A 15074-nucleotide genomic window follows, 5' to 3' on the forward strand; every position below is an offset into this window, starting at 1 on the left:
GTGCGTCAGTGTGCCTCTTCCCAGTTCGCGCCGGCACCCACTTCGGCGACGAGCGGCACCTTGAGCTTCGCCACGCCGCACATCATTTCCGGCAGTTTCTCGCGCACCAGCGACAGCTCGCCGTCGGGTACCTCGAGCACCAGTTCATCGTGCACCTGCATGATCATCCGCGACGCAAGCTTGTCGCGCGTGAGCCAGTCGTCCACCGCGATCATCGACAGCTTGATCAGGTCGGCCGCCGTGCCCTGCATCGGCGCATTGATCGCCGCGCGCTCGGCTGCCTGGCGGCGCGGCCCGTTGCCGCCGTTGATCTCGGGCAGCCACAGGCGGCGACCGAAAACGGTTTCGACGTAGCCCTTCTCCTTCGCCACCGAGCGCGTGTCTTCCATGTACTGCGCGACGCCCGGATAACGGGCGAAATACCGGTCGATATAGAGCTTCGCCGCATCACGCGTAATGCCGAGGTTCGACGCGAGCCCGAACGCGCTCATCCCGTAGATGAGCCCGAAGTTGATCACCTTCGCGATCCGGCGCTGGTCGGAATTGACCTCCAGCGGCGTCACGCCGAACACCTCGGCGGCCGTTGCACGGTGAATGTCCTCGCCCTGCGAGAACGCGCGCAGCAGCGACGCATCGCCCGAAATATGCGCCATGATCCGCAGTTCGATCTGCGAATAATCGGCCGACACGATCCGGTGGCCCGGCGAGGCGATGAACGCCTCGCGGATCCGCCGGCCCTCGGCCGTGCGCACCGGAATGTTCTGAAGATTGGGGTCGTTCGACGCAAGACGGCCCGTGACCGCGACGGCCTGCGCGTAGTTCGTGTGCACGCGGCCCGTGGACGGGTTCACCATGCGCGGCAGCTTGTCGGTATAGGTCGACTTCAGCTTCGACAGCCCGCGATGCTCGAGCAGCAGCTTCGGCAGCGGGTAGTCCTCGGCCAGTTTCTGCAGCACTTCCTCGTCGGTCGACGGCGCGCCGCTCGGCGTCTTTTTCACGACCGGCAGTTGCAGCTTCTCGAAGAAAATCTGCCCGATCTGTTTCGGCGAGCCGAGATTGAATTCGCCGCCGGCCAGTTCGTACGCCTGCCCTTCGAGCTCGATCAGGCGCGTCGCGATTTCGGTGCTCTGCGCCTGCAGGCGCGCATCGTCGATCAGGACGCCCGTGCGTTCCATCTTGCGCAGCACGAGCGACACGGGCATTTCGATCTCGCGATACACGCGCTCGAGGCCCGGTTCGCGTGCAACCTGCGGATACAGCACGTGATGCAGCTGCAGCGTGATGTCCGCATCTTCGGCCGCGTATGCGGCGGCCTCCGCAAGCGCCACTTCGTCGAAACCGATCTGCTTCGCGCCCTTGCCGGCCACGTCTTCGTACTTGATCGTCTTGACGCCCAGATGACGCAGCGCGAGGCTGTCCATGTCGTGCGTGCGGTGCGATTCGACGACGTACGATTCGAGCAGCGTGTCGTGCTCGATGCCGTTCAGTTCGATGTCGTAGTTCGCGAGCACCTGCGCGTCGTATTTCAGGTGCTGGCCAACCTTCTTGCGATCGGCCGATTCGAGCCACGGCTTCAGGCGCGCGAGCACTTCGTCGAGCGGAAGCTGTTCGGGCATGTCGGGGCCGCGGTGCGCAACCGGCAGGTATGCCGCCTTGCCCGGCTCGATCGAGAACGACAGGCCGACGAGCCGCGCGAGCATCGGGTCGAGCGAAGTCGTCTCGGTGTCGAACGCGGTCAGCGCGGCCGTGTCGATCTTGGCGAACCACGCGTCGAACTGCTCCCAGGTCTGGATCGTGTCGTATTCGCGGACGATGTCGGCTGCCACCACCGGCGCCGGCTCGCCTTCCGGCGCATCGGCGCCGCCGCCTTCGGCCGGCGCGCTGTCGACTTCGCGCAGCCAGGTCTTGAAGCCGTAACGCGCGAAGATGTCGCGCATCATGTCGCGGGCTTCGCCGTCCGTCTTCAACGACGCCTCGATCGATTCGAGGTGCGGCGCGAGATCGCAGGCCGTCTCGACGGTCACGAGCTTGCGGCCGAGCGGCAGGAAGTCGAGCGCGCGGCGCAGGTTGTCGCCGACCACGCCCTTGATGTCGCCCGCATGCTCGATCACGCCGTCGAGGCTGTCGTATTGGGCCAGCCATTTCACGGCCGTCTTCGGCCCGCACTTCTCGACGCCCGGCACGTTGTCGACGGTGTCGCCGATCAACGCGAGGTAATCGATGATCCGCTCGGGCGGCACGCCGAACTTCGCGATCACGCCGTCGCGATCGAGCGTCTCGTTGGTCATCGTGTTGACGAGCGTGACGCGGTCGGTCACGAGCTGTGCGAGATCCTTGTCGCCCGTCGACACGATCACGTTCATCCCGTGCCGCTCGGCTTCGCGCGCGAGCGTGCCGATCACGTCGTCGGCCTCGACGCCTTCGACCATCAGCAGCGGCCAGCCGAGCGCACGCACGGCGCCGTGGATCGGCTCGACCTGCAACGCAAGATCGGGCGGCATCGACGGGCGGTTTGCCTTATAGTCGGCATAAAGGTCGTCACGGAACGTCTTGCCCTTTGCATCGAACACGCAAGCGCTATACTCTGCACTGACTTCCTTGCGCATACGGCGCAGCATGTTGATGATTCCGTAGAGCGCTCCGGTCGGCTCCCCGCCAGGGCCACGCAAATCAGGCATCGCATGGTAAGCCCGATACAGATAGCTCGAACCGTCAACCAATAGCAGGGTCTTACCTTCCAGATTTCGTTCTTCAGGCATTATGAACAAGAGAAAAGTGATTCCGAGTCTGCGTTCGCTCGCAGATCAAGAACGCGCGACGGCCAAGAAGGCGCGCGCATCGTGGCAGATGTTCACGATTATGGCAGAGTTTATCGAGGCGACCGAGTACCTGTCGGAGATCCGCCCGGCCGTCAGCATCTACGGTTCTGCCCGCCTCAAGCCCGACACGCCGCACTACAAGCTCGCCGTGCAGATCGCACGCAAGCTGTCCGACGCCGGCTTCGCCGTGATCTCCGGCGGCGGCCCCGGCATCATGGAAGCCGCGAACAAGGGCGCGCACGCCGGCAAGGCGCCGTCGGTCGGCCTGAACATCGAGCTGCCGCACGAACAGGCCGGCAACCACTACCAGGACATCTCGCTGCGCTTCCGCCACTTCTTCACGCGCAAGGTCACGTTCGTGAAGAATTCGGATGCGGTGATCGTGATGCCGGGCGGCTTCGGCACGCTCGACGAGCTGTCGGAAGTGCTCACGCTGATCCAGACGAAGAAGTCGCGCCTCGTGCCGATCATCCTCGTCGGCAGCGAGTTCTGGAAGGGGCTGCTGCAATGGTTCCGCGACCAGTTGATCCCGATGGGCCTCATCAATCCGGAAGACATGAACCTGATGCAGGTGATCGACGATCCCGACCAGGTGCTCGACGCCGTGCTCGCGTTCTACGAGGACAGCGGCGAGGAAGAAGGTTCGGACGACGATGGCCATCCGCCGCGCCCCGAAGAAGACCGGATGTTCTACCTGTAACCGGTCGATGAAGACCGCCGGCCCGAGGGCCGGCTTCCCGCTTTCCGCGCGGCAGGCGTGGCGATCCCGCCACCTGCCGTGTGTCACTTTGTAACGCGCCATTAATCGCGCCTGGCGTGCCATTCGCCGTCGAATGTCAAATTCGCAAGGCCGGTGCCGTGCGACGCGCGCAATCATCCGCAAACGCGGGCCGCCATTGTCAAATGACGCGACCCGACGCCCGTACCCTGCGCCTGCCGGCCGCCAATCCGCCGTAACAAACCCGCCTCGCGTTTTCCGTCGCGCACCAGCACACTGCATGTGTCGGTGTGGCGTTTCCCCCGGTGGAACGATCCCCCCTCGCTTCCATCGCGTCGCGCCGGCCTTTTACAACGACATCACGGAAAAGAACATGCAACGCTCGCTGATCGCCCTTGCCTTCGCCGGCCTCGGCCTTTCGCTGTCCGGCCTCGCCCACGCCGTCAACGTCGACGTCAACATCGGCACGCCCGCACCGGTCGTCGTCGCGCCCGCGCCCGTCGTGGTCGCCCCGGCGCCCGCGGTCATCGTCGGCTGGCACGGCGACCGCTACTGGGACGGCCACCGCTACTGGGAACGCCGCGAATGGGAAGATCACCAGCGTTATCGCGGCCGCGAACATGGCCCGGATCGCCGCGGCTATCACTGCCCGCCGGGGCACGCGAAGAAGGGCGAGTGCTGAGCGACAGCGCAATCGCCTGACCGGCAAGGCCGCCCGTGCGCTTCAGCGCCGGGCGGCCTTGTCGCTTTCAGCGGCGCGCTCCGCGCCATCCCTGCCCCCGTTACTATCTTCCCGTCCCAATAATGGGGCTTTGGCCAGCCAGGCCCGGTATGATTCCCGCCCCCAGTCGCAGTCATGATCCGGGGGGTGTTGTCGCCGGGTCTGGTGGGTGGCTGGTGATCGCTGATAGGGGTTTGGCCGGAATATTCCGACGCCGTCCGTAACGTGGATGCCGAGACTTGCCACCGTTGTTGCAGGCCAATCCGTTCACTTTGCACAAACTGCGATGCAAGACACTCAACAGCATGACGCCGTCGATGTTTTCGTCGGCGTTGACGTCGGTAAGGGCCAGCATCACGCTGTTGCACTCGATCGAAATGGCAAGCGTCTGTACAACAAAGCGCTGCCCAACGATGAGGCCAAGCTGCGCGCCCTCATCGCCGAACTCAAGACTCATGGTCGACTCCTGTTCGTCGTCGATCAGCCTTCCACCATCGGAGCGCTGCCAGTGGCCGTCGCTCGCGCTGAAGGCGTGCTCGTCGCCTATCTGCCGGGACTGGCCATGCGCCGCATCGCCGATCTGCACGCAGGTGAAGCCAAGACCGATGCCCGCGATGCCGCGATCATTGCCGAAGCCGCCCGCTCGATGCCGCATACGCTGCGCTCGCTTCGATTGGCTGACGAGCAACTCGCCGAGCTCACCATGCTGTGCGGCTTCGACGATGATCTCGCCGCTCAGGTCACTCAAACCAGCAACCGCATTCGCGGCCTGCTTACCCAGATCCATCCAGCGCTCGAGCGCGTTCTCGGACCGCGCCTCGACCATCCGGCGGTGCTCGATCTGCTTGAGCGCTACCCGTCGCCCGCCGCGCTTGCCTCAACCAGCGAGAAGACGCTCGCCAACCGCCTGACTAAGCTCGCGCCGCGCATGGGCAAGAGCTTGGCGGCCGAGATCGTTCAGGCTCTGAGCGAACAAGCCGTGACCGTGCCCGGCACGCAAGCTGCCACCATCGTCATGCCTCGTTTGGCCCAGCAGCTTGCGGCCTTGCGTAAGCAGCGCGACGAGGTCGCTGCCGAAGTGGAACAGCTGGTGCTTGCTCACCCTCTTTGGCCGGTCCTGACCAGCATGCCGGGAGTCGGCGTCAGGACCGCTGCCAGACTCCTGACCGAAGTCGCCCATAAAGCCTTCGCCTCCGCCGCGCATCTGGCGGCCTACGCAGGCCTCGCGCCGGTCACCCGGCGCTCAGGATCGTCGATCCGTGGCGAGCACCCATCTAGACGGGGCAACAAGGTGCTCAAGCGCGCCTTGTTCCTATCCGCCTTCGCGGCCTTACGAGACCCAGTCTCACGGGCCTATTACTCCCGCAAGATCCAGCAGGGCAAGCGCCACAACCAAGCGCTCATCGCGCTGGCGCGGCGACGCTGCGACGTCCTGTTCGCCATGCTGCGTGACGGAACCATTTACCAACCCAAGTCAGCCCCTAACGCTTGACGAACAACATAGGGGCACCCCCCACCGGCGATGCGAGCGGCAAGCCCGACTGCCGCGCACGCCGCGGGCCGGTGCAGCGCGTGCCTGCAACCGCCCGCACGACCGTGGGAACCAATGGTAGGATCGGCCCTGTCCATGGCCATTCCCGCCACCCATGCCACTCATCCGGATCTGGGCTGTCGACCATGCCCTTGCGTCTGGCATCGCCGCGCCGACCGACATCTTCACGGCAGCCAATCATCTCGCCCCGTCATTGCGTATCGGCCGGCCGCAAGCCCCGTTTCGCTGGCGCATCGAATCGATCGACGGCAAGCCGGTACGCACGGCTTCCGGCCAGGCCGCCGCGGTCGACGGCACGATCGACGGTCACGGCACCGCCGATGCGATCTGGCTCACCGCTCCGTTCGTCGCCGATCTCGAGCGGCTGCTCGCCCGGCCGGCGTCACTCGCGCCGCTGTTCGACGCGCTGCGCCGGCAACATGCGCGCGGCACACTGATCGCGACGTACTGCACGGGCGCGTTCCTGCTCGCGGAAGCCGGGCTGCTCGACGGCCGCGTCGCCACGACGCACTGGTCGAAAGCATCGAGCTTCCGCGTACGCTATCCGGACGTGGCATTGCGCGCGTCGGACGTCCTGACCGAACAGGACGGCATATTGTGCGGCGGCGCCGTCACGTCGTATCAGAATCTCGCGTTGCGGGTCGTCGACAAACTGGCGAACGCGCGCCTTGCCGCGGCCGTCGCCAAGGTCATGCTGATCGACGTGAACCGCGTGTCGCAGGATTCATTCATCGATCTCGGCCGGATGGGGCATGACGGGCACGACGATGCGGCCATCGCACGCGCCCAACGCTGGATGGAAAAGCACCTGCGCGAGCCGTTCAGCCTCGCCCGGCTGAGCGATCACGTCGCGATGAGCGAGCGTACGCTCCATCGCCGCTTCAGGGACGCCGTGGGCGCGCCGCCGCTCAGGTATCTGCAGACGCTCAGGATCGAAGTCGCGAAGCGGCTGCTCGCGGAAACGACGCTCGCGATCGACACCGTCTGCGAACGCGTCGGCTATGCGGACATCAGCGGCTTCCGGCAACTGTTCAAGCGCGAGACCGGCATTTCCCCCGGCGAGTATCGCCGTCGCTTCACGCGATAAACGCGCGCAACCGTCGTCGGGTGCAGTGTCGGAAATGGCATCGTCGAATGGCAGTTTCGCCACTCCGCGTGGCGGCATGCGGTTCGTACACTGGATTCTCGTCGCCCGGCATCGGAGCGACGCCATCCTCACCGAACCAGGACACCATCATGCCGATGATCGACGTCTACATTCCCGAAGGTGCGCTCGCACCGCAGGCCGAAGCCCAACTGATGGAAGAACTGACCGGAACGCTGATCCGTCACGAGGGACTCGATCCCGACAATCCGCGCACGCGGGACGTGACCTGGATCTTCGTCCATCGGCCGGCAGCCGTGTATCGCGCAGGGGCTGTCGCGCCTGCGCCGATCTACCGGATCGTGCCGACCGTGCCGGAAGGTCAGTACACGGATGCCGCGCGTGCCGGGCTGATCGCGGACGTGACCGCTGCCGTCGCGCGCGCGGAGGGCCTGCCGGTCGATGCCGTCGCGACGCGCGTGTGGGTCTTTCCAACGGAAATCGACGACGGCTGCTGGGGCAGCCGCGGCGTCGTGCGCCGCCTGCCGGACATCATGGAATATTTCGGTGGCGCCGAACTGCGGGCGCTCGGGGAATGGCGGCTGGCGATCAAGCGACAGGCGGATGCGGGTCGGGTCGTCGATGCGGTGCGAGATTCGATGTTGGAAACGGCTCGGAGTGGATCGCACGAACCGGCCGCCAAAGCCGCGCGCTGACCCCGGCGCGCAGCTGCTTGTCCGACACGCATAGCAGCGTGCCGGACGGCACGAAAAAGCAATACACGGACGAGATGCGCCCAAGGGCGAGCGCACCTGTTCAATCACTTATTCGGTCAATAGCACGGACACTTTTTGACAGGGCCGGGACCAATCACCGCGACGGGTTTGCAGGGGTTGGACGGACCGATTACTGCGACGGGTGCACAAGGATTGGACGGGCCGATCACCGCGGTTGCGGCCATTGCCGACAGAGATGTGGTGAACATCAGGGAAGCCAGCAAGAGATTGATTTTCATCAGGTATGCCCTCTTTCATTTTGATAGGAATCGATCGGATCGACTGTTCGCCGTCCCTTCGTACGGGCGTCGAATAACGCCGCGCAGGAGAGCATATTCTCGATGACAGAGGCAACCAATAGGACAACTTCCAAATTGCAGAAAATGATCGAGTTCCAGTACTAAGGCCGCGACGCGGCCACCGCGAGTGGCTACGCACGGCCAGATGGAGCGGTACAAGTGCACGCCTGCCGCCTTGAAGCCCGTCATGCCCCGGTTCGCGATTGCGCCTGACATCGTGACGCACACCGCACCCGGGGCCGCCGTTCACATCACTGGAACGCCACTTCCGCAAAGCTCCGCAGCTTCCGGCTATGCAGCTTGTCGAGCCCGTTCGTGCGCAGGATCTCCATCGCCTTCACGCCGATCTGCAGATGCTGGTCGACCTGCCCGCGATAGAACGTATCGGCCATGCCCGGCAACTTGAGCTCGCCGTGCAGCGGCTTGTCCGACACGCAGAGCAGCGTGCCGTACGGCACGCGGAAGCGGAAGCCGTTCGCGGCGATCGTCGCGCTTTCCATGTCGAGCGCGATCGCGCGGCTCTGCGACAGGCGCTGCACGGGTTCGCGATGATCGCGCAGCTCCCAGTTGCGGTTGTCGACGCTCGCGACGGTGCCCGTACGCATCACGCGCTTCAGTTCGACGCCATCGAGCCGCGTGACGTCGGCCACCCCGCGCTCGAGCGCGAGCTGCACTTCGGCGAGCGCCGGAATCGGCACCCACAGCGGCAGGTCGGCATCCAGCACGTGATCCTCGCGCACGTAGCCGTGTGCGAGCACGTAGTCGCCGAGACGCTGCGTATTGCGCAGCCCCGCGCAGTGACCGAGCATCACCCACGCGTGCGGACGCAGCACCGCGATGTGATCGGTGATCGTCTTCGCGTTCGACGGACCGACGCCGATGTTGACCATCGTGATCCCGCTGCCGTCCGCGCGCTTCAGGTGATACGCGGGCATCTGCGGCAGGCGCGGCGGCGCGGCGCCCTCGGCCGGCTCGCTGCCGAGGTTCGCGTTGTAGGTCACGACATCGCCCGGCTCGACGAACGAGCTGTACTGGCTGCGATACGCGCGCACCTCGGGATCGTCGCTCTCCGTCATCACCGTGCGGCCCAGCTTCACGAACTCGTCGATGTAGAACTGGTAGTTCGTGTAGAGCACGTAGTTCTGGAAATGCGTGGGCGACGTCGCCGTGTAGTGGCGCAACCGGTGCAGCGAGAAGTCGACGCGCGCGGCCGTGAACAGCGCGAGCGGATGCGGCTCGCCCGGCGCCGGCTCGAACGTGCCGTTGACGATGCGATCGTCGAGATACGACAGGTCGGGCGTATCGAAGATGTCGCGCATCGCGAGCAGGCGGTCGCGGTCGAGCTCGCCCTCGAGATGGATGCCTTCGGGAAACGCGAAATGGATCGGAATCGGCTGCGACGACACGCCGATCTCGATCTTTACATGGTGGTTCTTCGCCAGCAGGCGCAGTTGCTCGCGATAGTAGTTCGCGAAGAGGTCGGGGCGCGTGACCGTCGTCTCGAACACGCCGGGGCCCGCGACGAAACCGTACGAGCGGCGCGAATCGACGTGCGTGTTGACATCGGTGCGGATCCGCACGAACGGGTAGCACGCTCGCACGTGCTCGGTGATCGGTTCGTGGCGGCGATAGCGCGCGAATGCGTCACGCAGGAAACCCGTGTTCGTGTCGTAAATGGCGGACAGCCGCGCGACGGCGGCGACCGGATCGTCGAAAGCCTCGACCGACGGGCTCTCGGGCGTCAGCACACGGTGCCGGCGGCTCAAATCGTTCTTCATTTTCATCACCTCGTCTGATCCGACGACATTACCACGGAACCCGGTCGCCCTTGTGGCTGCCCCCACGCACGCGAGGGCCGGATGGTGCGCAGTATTTGCTAAAATCGGTGGGTTCACTGGAGACTCATCATGAAGCCGCTCATTCTCGTCGTCGCTGCCGCCGCGTTTGCCGCCGCCAGCGCCGCTTACGCCGCCGGCGGCACGCCTGACGCCGACGCGCAGGCACGGGCCGAGGCCAACGAGGCCGCCGGCCTGCCCGATCTCCGCAAGATCAACCGGCCGGGCGCCGAAGTCACGTCGAAAGTCGACTTCGCCGACATCCGCCGCACGCCGAGCTTCCACGAAAAGAGCAAGAACGGCACCGAAGTCACCGAGTACCGCGATCGCGGCAAGCCGGTCGAGATCGACGTGAAGTCGAACTTCGGCACGCGCTACCAGATGAGCTCGACGCCCGACACGTCGCCGAAGCCGCACGACGCGGGCATCCCGATCACGCGCCTGCCGTCGCTGAACCTGCGCTACTGATTCCGTGGCGCGCCGCACCGAACGCCGCGCGCCGCTTCCCTTCACCTGCTGTCGCGACGCACGCCGCCCGCGTGCCGACACCCTGACCTGACGCATCCCGCATGGCCGTTTTCACAGCTGTTTCCGACTCCGATCTCGCGCAATGGATGCGCCACTACGAACTGGGCGACGTGCTTGCGTTCCGCGGCATTCCGTCCGGTATCGAAAACAGCAATTTCTTCCTGACGACGACGCGCGGCGAATACGTCCTCACGATCTTCGAAAACCTGACGGCGCAGCAACTGCCGTTCTACCTCGACCTGATGCGCCATCTGGCCGGCCACGGCGTACCGGTGCCGGATCCGATCCCGCGTGACGACGGCGCGCTGTTCGGCGAGCTGCACGGCAAGCCGGCCGCGATCGTCACGAAGCTCGACGGCTCCGCCGAACTCGCGCCGGGGGTCGAACACTGTATCGAGGTCGGGCAGATGCTCGCGCGCATGCACCTCGCCGGCCGCGACTATCCGCGCAACCAGCCGAACCTGCGCAGCCTGCCGTGGTGGCAGGAGAACGCACCGGCGATCTCGCCGTTCATCACCGACGCGCAGCGCGCGCTGCTGGAAAGCGAACTCGCGCATCAGGCCAGCTTCTTCGCGTCGGACGATTACGCGGCGCTGCCGGCCGGACCGTGCCATTGCGACCTGTTCCGCGACAACGTGCTGTTCGCGCACGCGGCGCCCGGCAGCGGCCATGACGTGCGGCTCGGCGGCTTCTTCGACTTCTATTTCGCGGGCTGCGACAAGTGGCTGTTCGACGTCGCGGTCACGGTCAACGACTGGTGCGTCGACCTCGCGACCGGCGTGCTCGACGTCGCGCGCGCCGATGCGCTGCTGCGCGCGTACCAGACCGTGCGGCCGTTCACGGCCGAGGAGCGCCGCCACTGGAGCGACATGCTGCGCGCGGGTGCGTACCGCTTCTGGGTGTCGCGCCTGTACGACTTTTACCTGCCGCGCGCGGCCGAGATGCTCAAGCCGCACGACCCCGGCCATTTCGAACGCATCCTGCGCGAGCGTATCGCGCATACGCCCGCGCTTCCCGAGATCCAAACCGCATGCAACTGATCGAAGTGCCCGCGAAAACGGGCTATGTCTGGTTCCGCCAAGGCATCTGGCTGTTCCGCCGGAACCCGCTCGCGTTCATCACGCTGTTCTTCACGTACCTGCTGGCGATCACGCTGGTGTCGCAGGTGCCCGTGATCGGCTCCGCGCTACCGCTGGTGTTCATTCCCGGCATCGCGGTCGGCTTCATGGCCGCATGCCGCGACACGGTGGCCGGGAAGCCCGTGATGCCGACGATCCTCATCGACGGCTTCCGCTCGTACGGCACCGTCGCGACCCAGCGGCTGCTCGTGCTCGGCGTGATCTACGTCGCGTCGATGGTGCTCGTGTTCGCTGCCTCGTCGTTCGTGGACGGCGGCGCGCTGTTCCACGTGATGATGGGCGCGGCCGACGAAGCGAGCGCGACGCCGGAAACGCTCGCCGCGCAAGGCACGTTCGGCGCGCTGATGTTCGCGACGCTGCTCTACCTGCCGGTCGCGATGCTGTTCTGGTTCGCGCCGGTGCTGGTCGCGTGGCATGACGTGCCGCCCGCCAAGGCGCTGTTCTTCAGCGTCGTCAGCTGCTGGCGCAATCGCGGCGCGTTCGTCGTGTACGGCGCGCTGTGGTTCGGCGTCGCGCTCGGCACGTCGCTCGCCCTGTCGCTGCTGCTGCAGGCGCTCGGCGCCGGCGCCTATGCGCTGACGATCATGATGCCGGTGACAATCGTCATCGTCACGATGCTGTACTGCTCGTTCTACGCGACCTATCGCGGCTGCTTCGGCATCCAGGAGCCGGGCGCGACGACCACCACGTCGGGTCGCTGAAGTCTCCCCGGCCGGCGCGTGTCGCCGGCCCGCCGCGCTCGCGCCGGGTTACCGCCCGGCGCCTCCTCCGTCCCCCCGCCTCCGTCGGCCACCGCCCCGCGCCGGCCGCCCCCTGTTCATCCCGATCTTTTGCGCGCAAAATGATTTGCGTACAAATTGTTCGCGCGTTCGACGCGCCGCCCGAATGATGGACCGCCCGCCCCCGTTGCCCCAGACGCTCGACGAGCAACTCTGCTTCGCCCTCTACTCGACTTCGCACGCGATGACGAAGGCGTACAAGCCGCTGCTCGACAAGCTGTCGCTGACCTATCCCCAATATCTCGCGATGCTCGTGCTGTGGGAGCGCGACGACATCGCCGTGAAGGACATCGCCGCGCGGCTAGACCTCGACCCGGCCACGGTCACGCCACTGCTGAAGCGGCTGGAGGCGCTCGGTTACGTCGAGCGCGTGCGCAGCGCAGCCGATGAACGCGTCGTGAACGTGCGCGTGACACAGGAAGGCCGTGCACTGAAGGAGCGCGCGCGCTCGGTACCCGCCGATCTGTTCTGCGCGATGCAGCAGTCCCCCGAGTTCCTGGTCAGGCTGCGCGCCGATCTCCACCAGTTGCGCGACGCGCTGTCGGCCGCCAACGAACGCTGACGGGAAAGCATCGACGAACCGGCCCGGCACTGTCGGGCCTTTTCTTCAAAATTTCATTTGCACACTAATCATTTGTGTTCTATATTTTCGTCGTGGCCGGCGACACCCCGTTCGACCGGGCCGCTTTTCCTCCCTTTTCCCGACAGGAGCTGCACGATGAACATTCTGTACAAGACCAGCGCCACGAGCACGGGCGGCCGCGACGGCCGCGCGGTATCCGCCGACAACAAGCTGGAAGTGAAGCTGGCCGCGCCGCGCGAACTCGGCGGCACGGGCGCGGAAGGCACGAATCCGGAGCAACTGTTTGCCGCAGGTTACTCGGCCTGTTTCCTGAGCGCGATGAAATTCGTCGCCGGCCAGGACAAGAAGGCGCTGCCGGCGGACACGCAGGTCACGGCGGAAGTGGGCATCGGGCCGAACGACGCAGGCGGCTTCGGGCTCGACATCGAGCTGCGCGTGTCGCTGCCGGGGCTCGACAAGGCCGACGCGCAAGCGCTGGTCGAAAAGGCGCACCATGTGTGCCCGTATTCGAACGCGACGCGCAACAACGTACCGGTGCGCCTGACGGTCATCTGACGCGACGCAACGCCACGCATGCAAAAAGGGCGCGTGCGGCATGTAGCCGCACGCGCCCTTTTCTGCTGCGTGACTCGCCGGAATGGCGGACCGGCCGGCCCGCCCTGCGCTGCTTAGCGCGCGCCGAACGAATACGGGCGGTTCATCGCCGATTCGCGATCGATCTTGCGCATGCGGAATTCGAGATCGTAGATATCGGTGGCTTCGGACAGGTACGCCTCGGCGCGCTCTTTACGGGCCGTTTCAGCGTTCTTGGTCAGCATCAGGAAGAGGTGGCTCAGCAGGTACATGGTCGATCTCGCAATCCAAGGGTTCTTTGACTAGGGTTTTCCCGGATTATAGGGAAAACCCTAGTTCTTGGCCAGCGTCGATCAGACGATGCGTCGTTCGGTCGCCACAGTGCGCCGCTGTGCCTCGAAAAAGGCCCAGATCATCGCGCTCGCATCGGGGCCGACCGCCGCATGAAACGGCACGGCTTCATCGCCGCCGGCCCATGCATGATCGAGCCCTTTCACATGACAGAGCCGCACGACAGGCTGGCCGTCGCGGCAGACATCGGTGATCTGCGCGCCCGCGTCGCGCGTCTCGACCCGCTCGCCGCCGCGCAGTGCGCCGCGGCTGTCGGCAAGCCCGTTCAAGCGCATGAACTGAACCGTCAGCTGGTCGGCATTCTTCGGGGCGACCACGTGGTCGCCGTCGCCCTGGACGATCAGCGCGGGCATGCCCGGATACGCGGCGGCATCGACCAGCGCATCGACGGCTGCAGCCGGGTTTTGCCGCACGCCGCGCCGCATCACATCCATCGCGGTAATGCCGGAATTCGCCTCGCCGAGCGCGGGGCCCGAGTGCAGCGCCACCGCCGCGAAGCGGTCGGGATGATGCAGTGCAAGAAGCGACGCAAGGCCCGCGCCGGCCGACAGTCCCGCGACATAAACACGCGATGCGTCGAAACCGTGTTCGTCGACGAGCGCGTCGACGAGCGACGCCACCGCGTTCGCCTCGCCGCGGCCCGCGCGGTCGGTATCTTCATACCAGTGCCAGCAGCCATGTGCATGGGCGCGCAGCGACTGCTCCGGATACAGCACCGCGAAACCATGCTTGTCGGCCAGCAGGTTCATCCGCGTGCCTTGCGCGAATTCGTCGACGGACTGCTGGCAGCCGTGCAGCATCACGACGAGCGGCATCGCACCGCGCCGGCGGCCGGGCGGCACGTAGAGCCCGTAAGCGAGATGCTGGACGAGGCGCCCGAGCGCGGGTGCCATCGGATGTTCGCCACGCGTCCATTCGCCTGCCGCCCATGCGGCCGCGCGCGGGCGCACGCGCGATTCGCGCGGCGGGGACAGATCCGATACGGCGGGAGACGCCGCTGCCTCGAGTGCGTCGCGTGTGATGCGCTGCGCATCGCGCGCCGCGCGTTTGGCGGCCGGAGACAGCATGCGTTTCATGCCGCCCAGCCACACCTTGGTCAGACTTTTGGTCATCGATCGGGCTCGCAGTCAGGAAAAATAGGGGCACCACAGCGGATGCAGCGTTCGACTTTGTGCAATGCACCATAACATTGTTTCCGGGATTTTTCCTGCACGCGGATATTTCCCGGCCGCGCAAAAAACGGGGCTCGGGCGCACGCGGCGCTATACTGGGGCTTCGCCGCTTGTATCCGTTGTAGTCGTTCTTTCCGGCTCGCGC

The 15074-nt window shown here is 65.7% G+C and carries 14 protein-coding genes; 10 read left to right on the top strand and 4 right to left on the bottom strand.

Annotated elements, in window-relative coordinates:
* Positions 1-5: 5 nt before the first annotated feature.
* Entirely contained in the window at positions 6-2759 is a 2754-nt protein-coding gene (polA, locus tag APZ15_RS19905; protein WP_027791074.1) for a DNA polymerase I, read from the bottom strand.
* Between the two features lies 1 nt (position 2760).
* Here polA and APZ15_RS19910 point away from each other — a divergent pair, with 1 nt between their 5' ends.
* The 5 genes from APZ15_RS19910 to APZ15_RS19930 all read left to right on the top strand — a co-directional run bounded on the left by APZ15_RS19910 (position 2761) and on the right by APZ15_RS19930 (position 7610).
* Complete coding sequence (locus tag APZ15_RS19910) at positions 2761-3519, top strand: LOG family protein (RefSeq protein ID WP_027791073.1); 759 nt, start codon at positions 2761-2763, stop codon at positions 3517-3519.
* 391 nt (positions 3520-3910) lie between these two features.
* Positions 3911-4219 carry a hypothetical protein gene (locus APZ15_RS19915; protein ID WP_027791072.1) on the top strand — a complete coding sequence of 103 codons (309 nt, stop codon included), beginning with the start codon at positions 3911-3913 and terminating at the stop codon, positions 4217-4219.
* A gap of 325 nt (positions 4220-4544) precedes the next feature.
* Entirely contained in the window at positions 4545-5750 is a 1206-nt protein-coding gene (locus tag APZ15_RS19920; RefSeq protein WP_027788961.1) for an IS110-like element ISBma3 family transposase, read from the top strand.
* Between the two features lie 154 nt (positions 5751-5904).
* Positions 5905-6897, top strand: a complete 993-nt coding sequence (locus APZ15_RS19925) for a GlxA family transcriptional regulator (protein WP_027791071.1) — start codon at positions 5905-5907, stop codon at positions 6895-6897.
* A gap of 149 nt (positions 6898-7046) precedes the next feature.
* Complete coding sequence (locus tag APZ15_RS19930; RefSeq protein ID WP_027791070.1) at positions 7047-7610, top strand: tautomerase family protein; 564 nt, start codon at positions 7047-7049, stop codon at positions 7608-7610.
* Positions 7611-8220: 610 nt separating this feature from the next.
* Here the strand turns inward: APZ15_RS19930 and APZ15_RS19935 are convergent.
* A complete protein-coding gene (locus APZ15_RS19935; protein WP_027791069.1) occupies positions 8221-9747 on the bottom strand; it encodes an AMP nucleosidase in 1527 nt (508 codons plus the stop codon).
* 129 nt (positions 9748-9876) lie between these two features.
* On the opposite strand from APZ15_RS19935, the gene APZ15_RS19940 reads away from it, so the two are divergent.
* The 5 genes from APZ15_RS19940 to APZ15_RS19960 all read left to right on the top strand — a co-directional run bounded on the left by APZ15_RS19940 (position 9877) and on the right by APZ15_RS19960 (position 13388).
* The gene (locus APZ15_RS19940) at positions 9877-10272 is read left to right on the top strand and encodes a hypothetical protein (RefSeq protein ID WP_021160838.1); all 396 of its coding nucleotides are present in this window, start codon (positions 9877-9879) and stop codon (positions 10270-10272) included.
* Positions 10273-10373: 101 nt separating this feature from the next.
* Positions 10374-11372, top strand: coding sequence for a homoserine kinase (locus APZ15_RS19945; RefSeq protein ID WP_027791068.1), 999 nt, complete (start codon positions 10374-10376; stop codon positions 11370-11372).
* A complete protein-coding gene (locus APZ15_RS19950; protein ID WP_027791067.1) occupies positions 11363-12172 on the top strand; it encodes a BPSS1780 family membrane protein in 810 nt (269 codons plus the stop codon). Before APZ15_RS19945 ends, APZ15_RS19950 begins: the two co-directional genes overlap by 10 nt.
* 187 nt (positions 12173-12359) lie before the next feature.
* Positions 12360-12812, top strand: coding sequence for a MarR family winged helix-turn-helix transcriptional regulator (locus APZ15_RS19955; RefSeq protein ID WP_027791066.1), 453 nt, complete (start codon positions 12360-12362; stop codon positions 12810-12812).
* Between the two features lie 156 nt (positions 12813-12968).
* Complete coding sequence (locus tag APZ15_RS19960) at positions 12969-13388, top strand: organic hydroperoxide resistance protein (protein ID WP_027791065.1); 420 nt, start codon at positions 12969-12971, stop codon at positions 13386-13388.
* A 113-nt stretch (positions 13389-13501) separates the two neighbouring features.
* Here APZ15_RS19960 and APZ15_RS39555 read toward each other — a convergent pair whose 3' ends face one another.
* Both APZ15_RS39555 and APZ15_RS19965 read right to left on the bottom strand, forming a co-directional pair.
* On the bottom strand, positions 13502-13678 hold the full coding sequence (locus APZ15_RS39555) for a DUF3563 family protein (RefSeq protein ID WP_021156289.1): 177 nt from the start codon (positions 13676-13678) through the stop codon (positions 13502-13504).
* Positions 13679-13759: 81 nt separating this feature from the next.
* On the bottom strand, positions 13760-14869 hold the full coding sequence (locus tag APZ15_RS19965) for an extracellular catalytic domain type 1 short-chain-length polyhydroxyalkanoate depolymerase (protein WP_027791064.1): 1110 nt from the start codon (positions 14867-14869) through the stop codon (positions 13760-13762).
* Positions 14870-15074 lie beyond the last annotated feature (205 nt).

The organism is Burkholderia cepacia ATCC 25416, from assembly GCF_001411495.1.
GTDB lineage: Bacteria > Pseudomonadota > Gammaproteobacteria > Burkholderiales > Burkholderiaceae > Burkholderia > Burkholderia cepacia.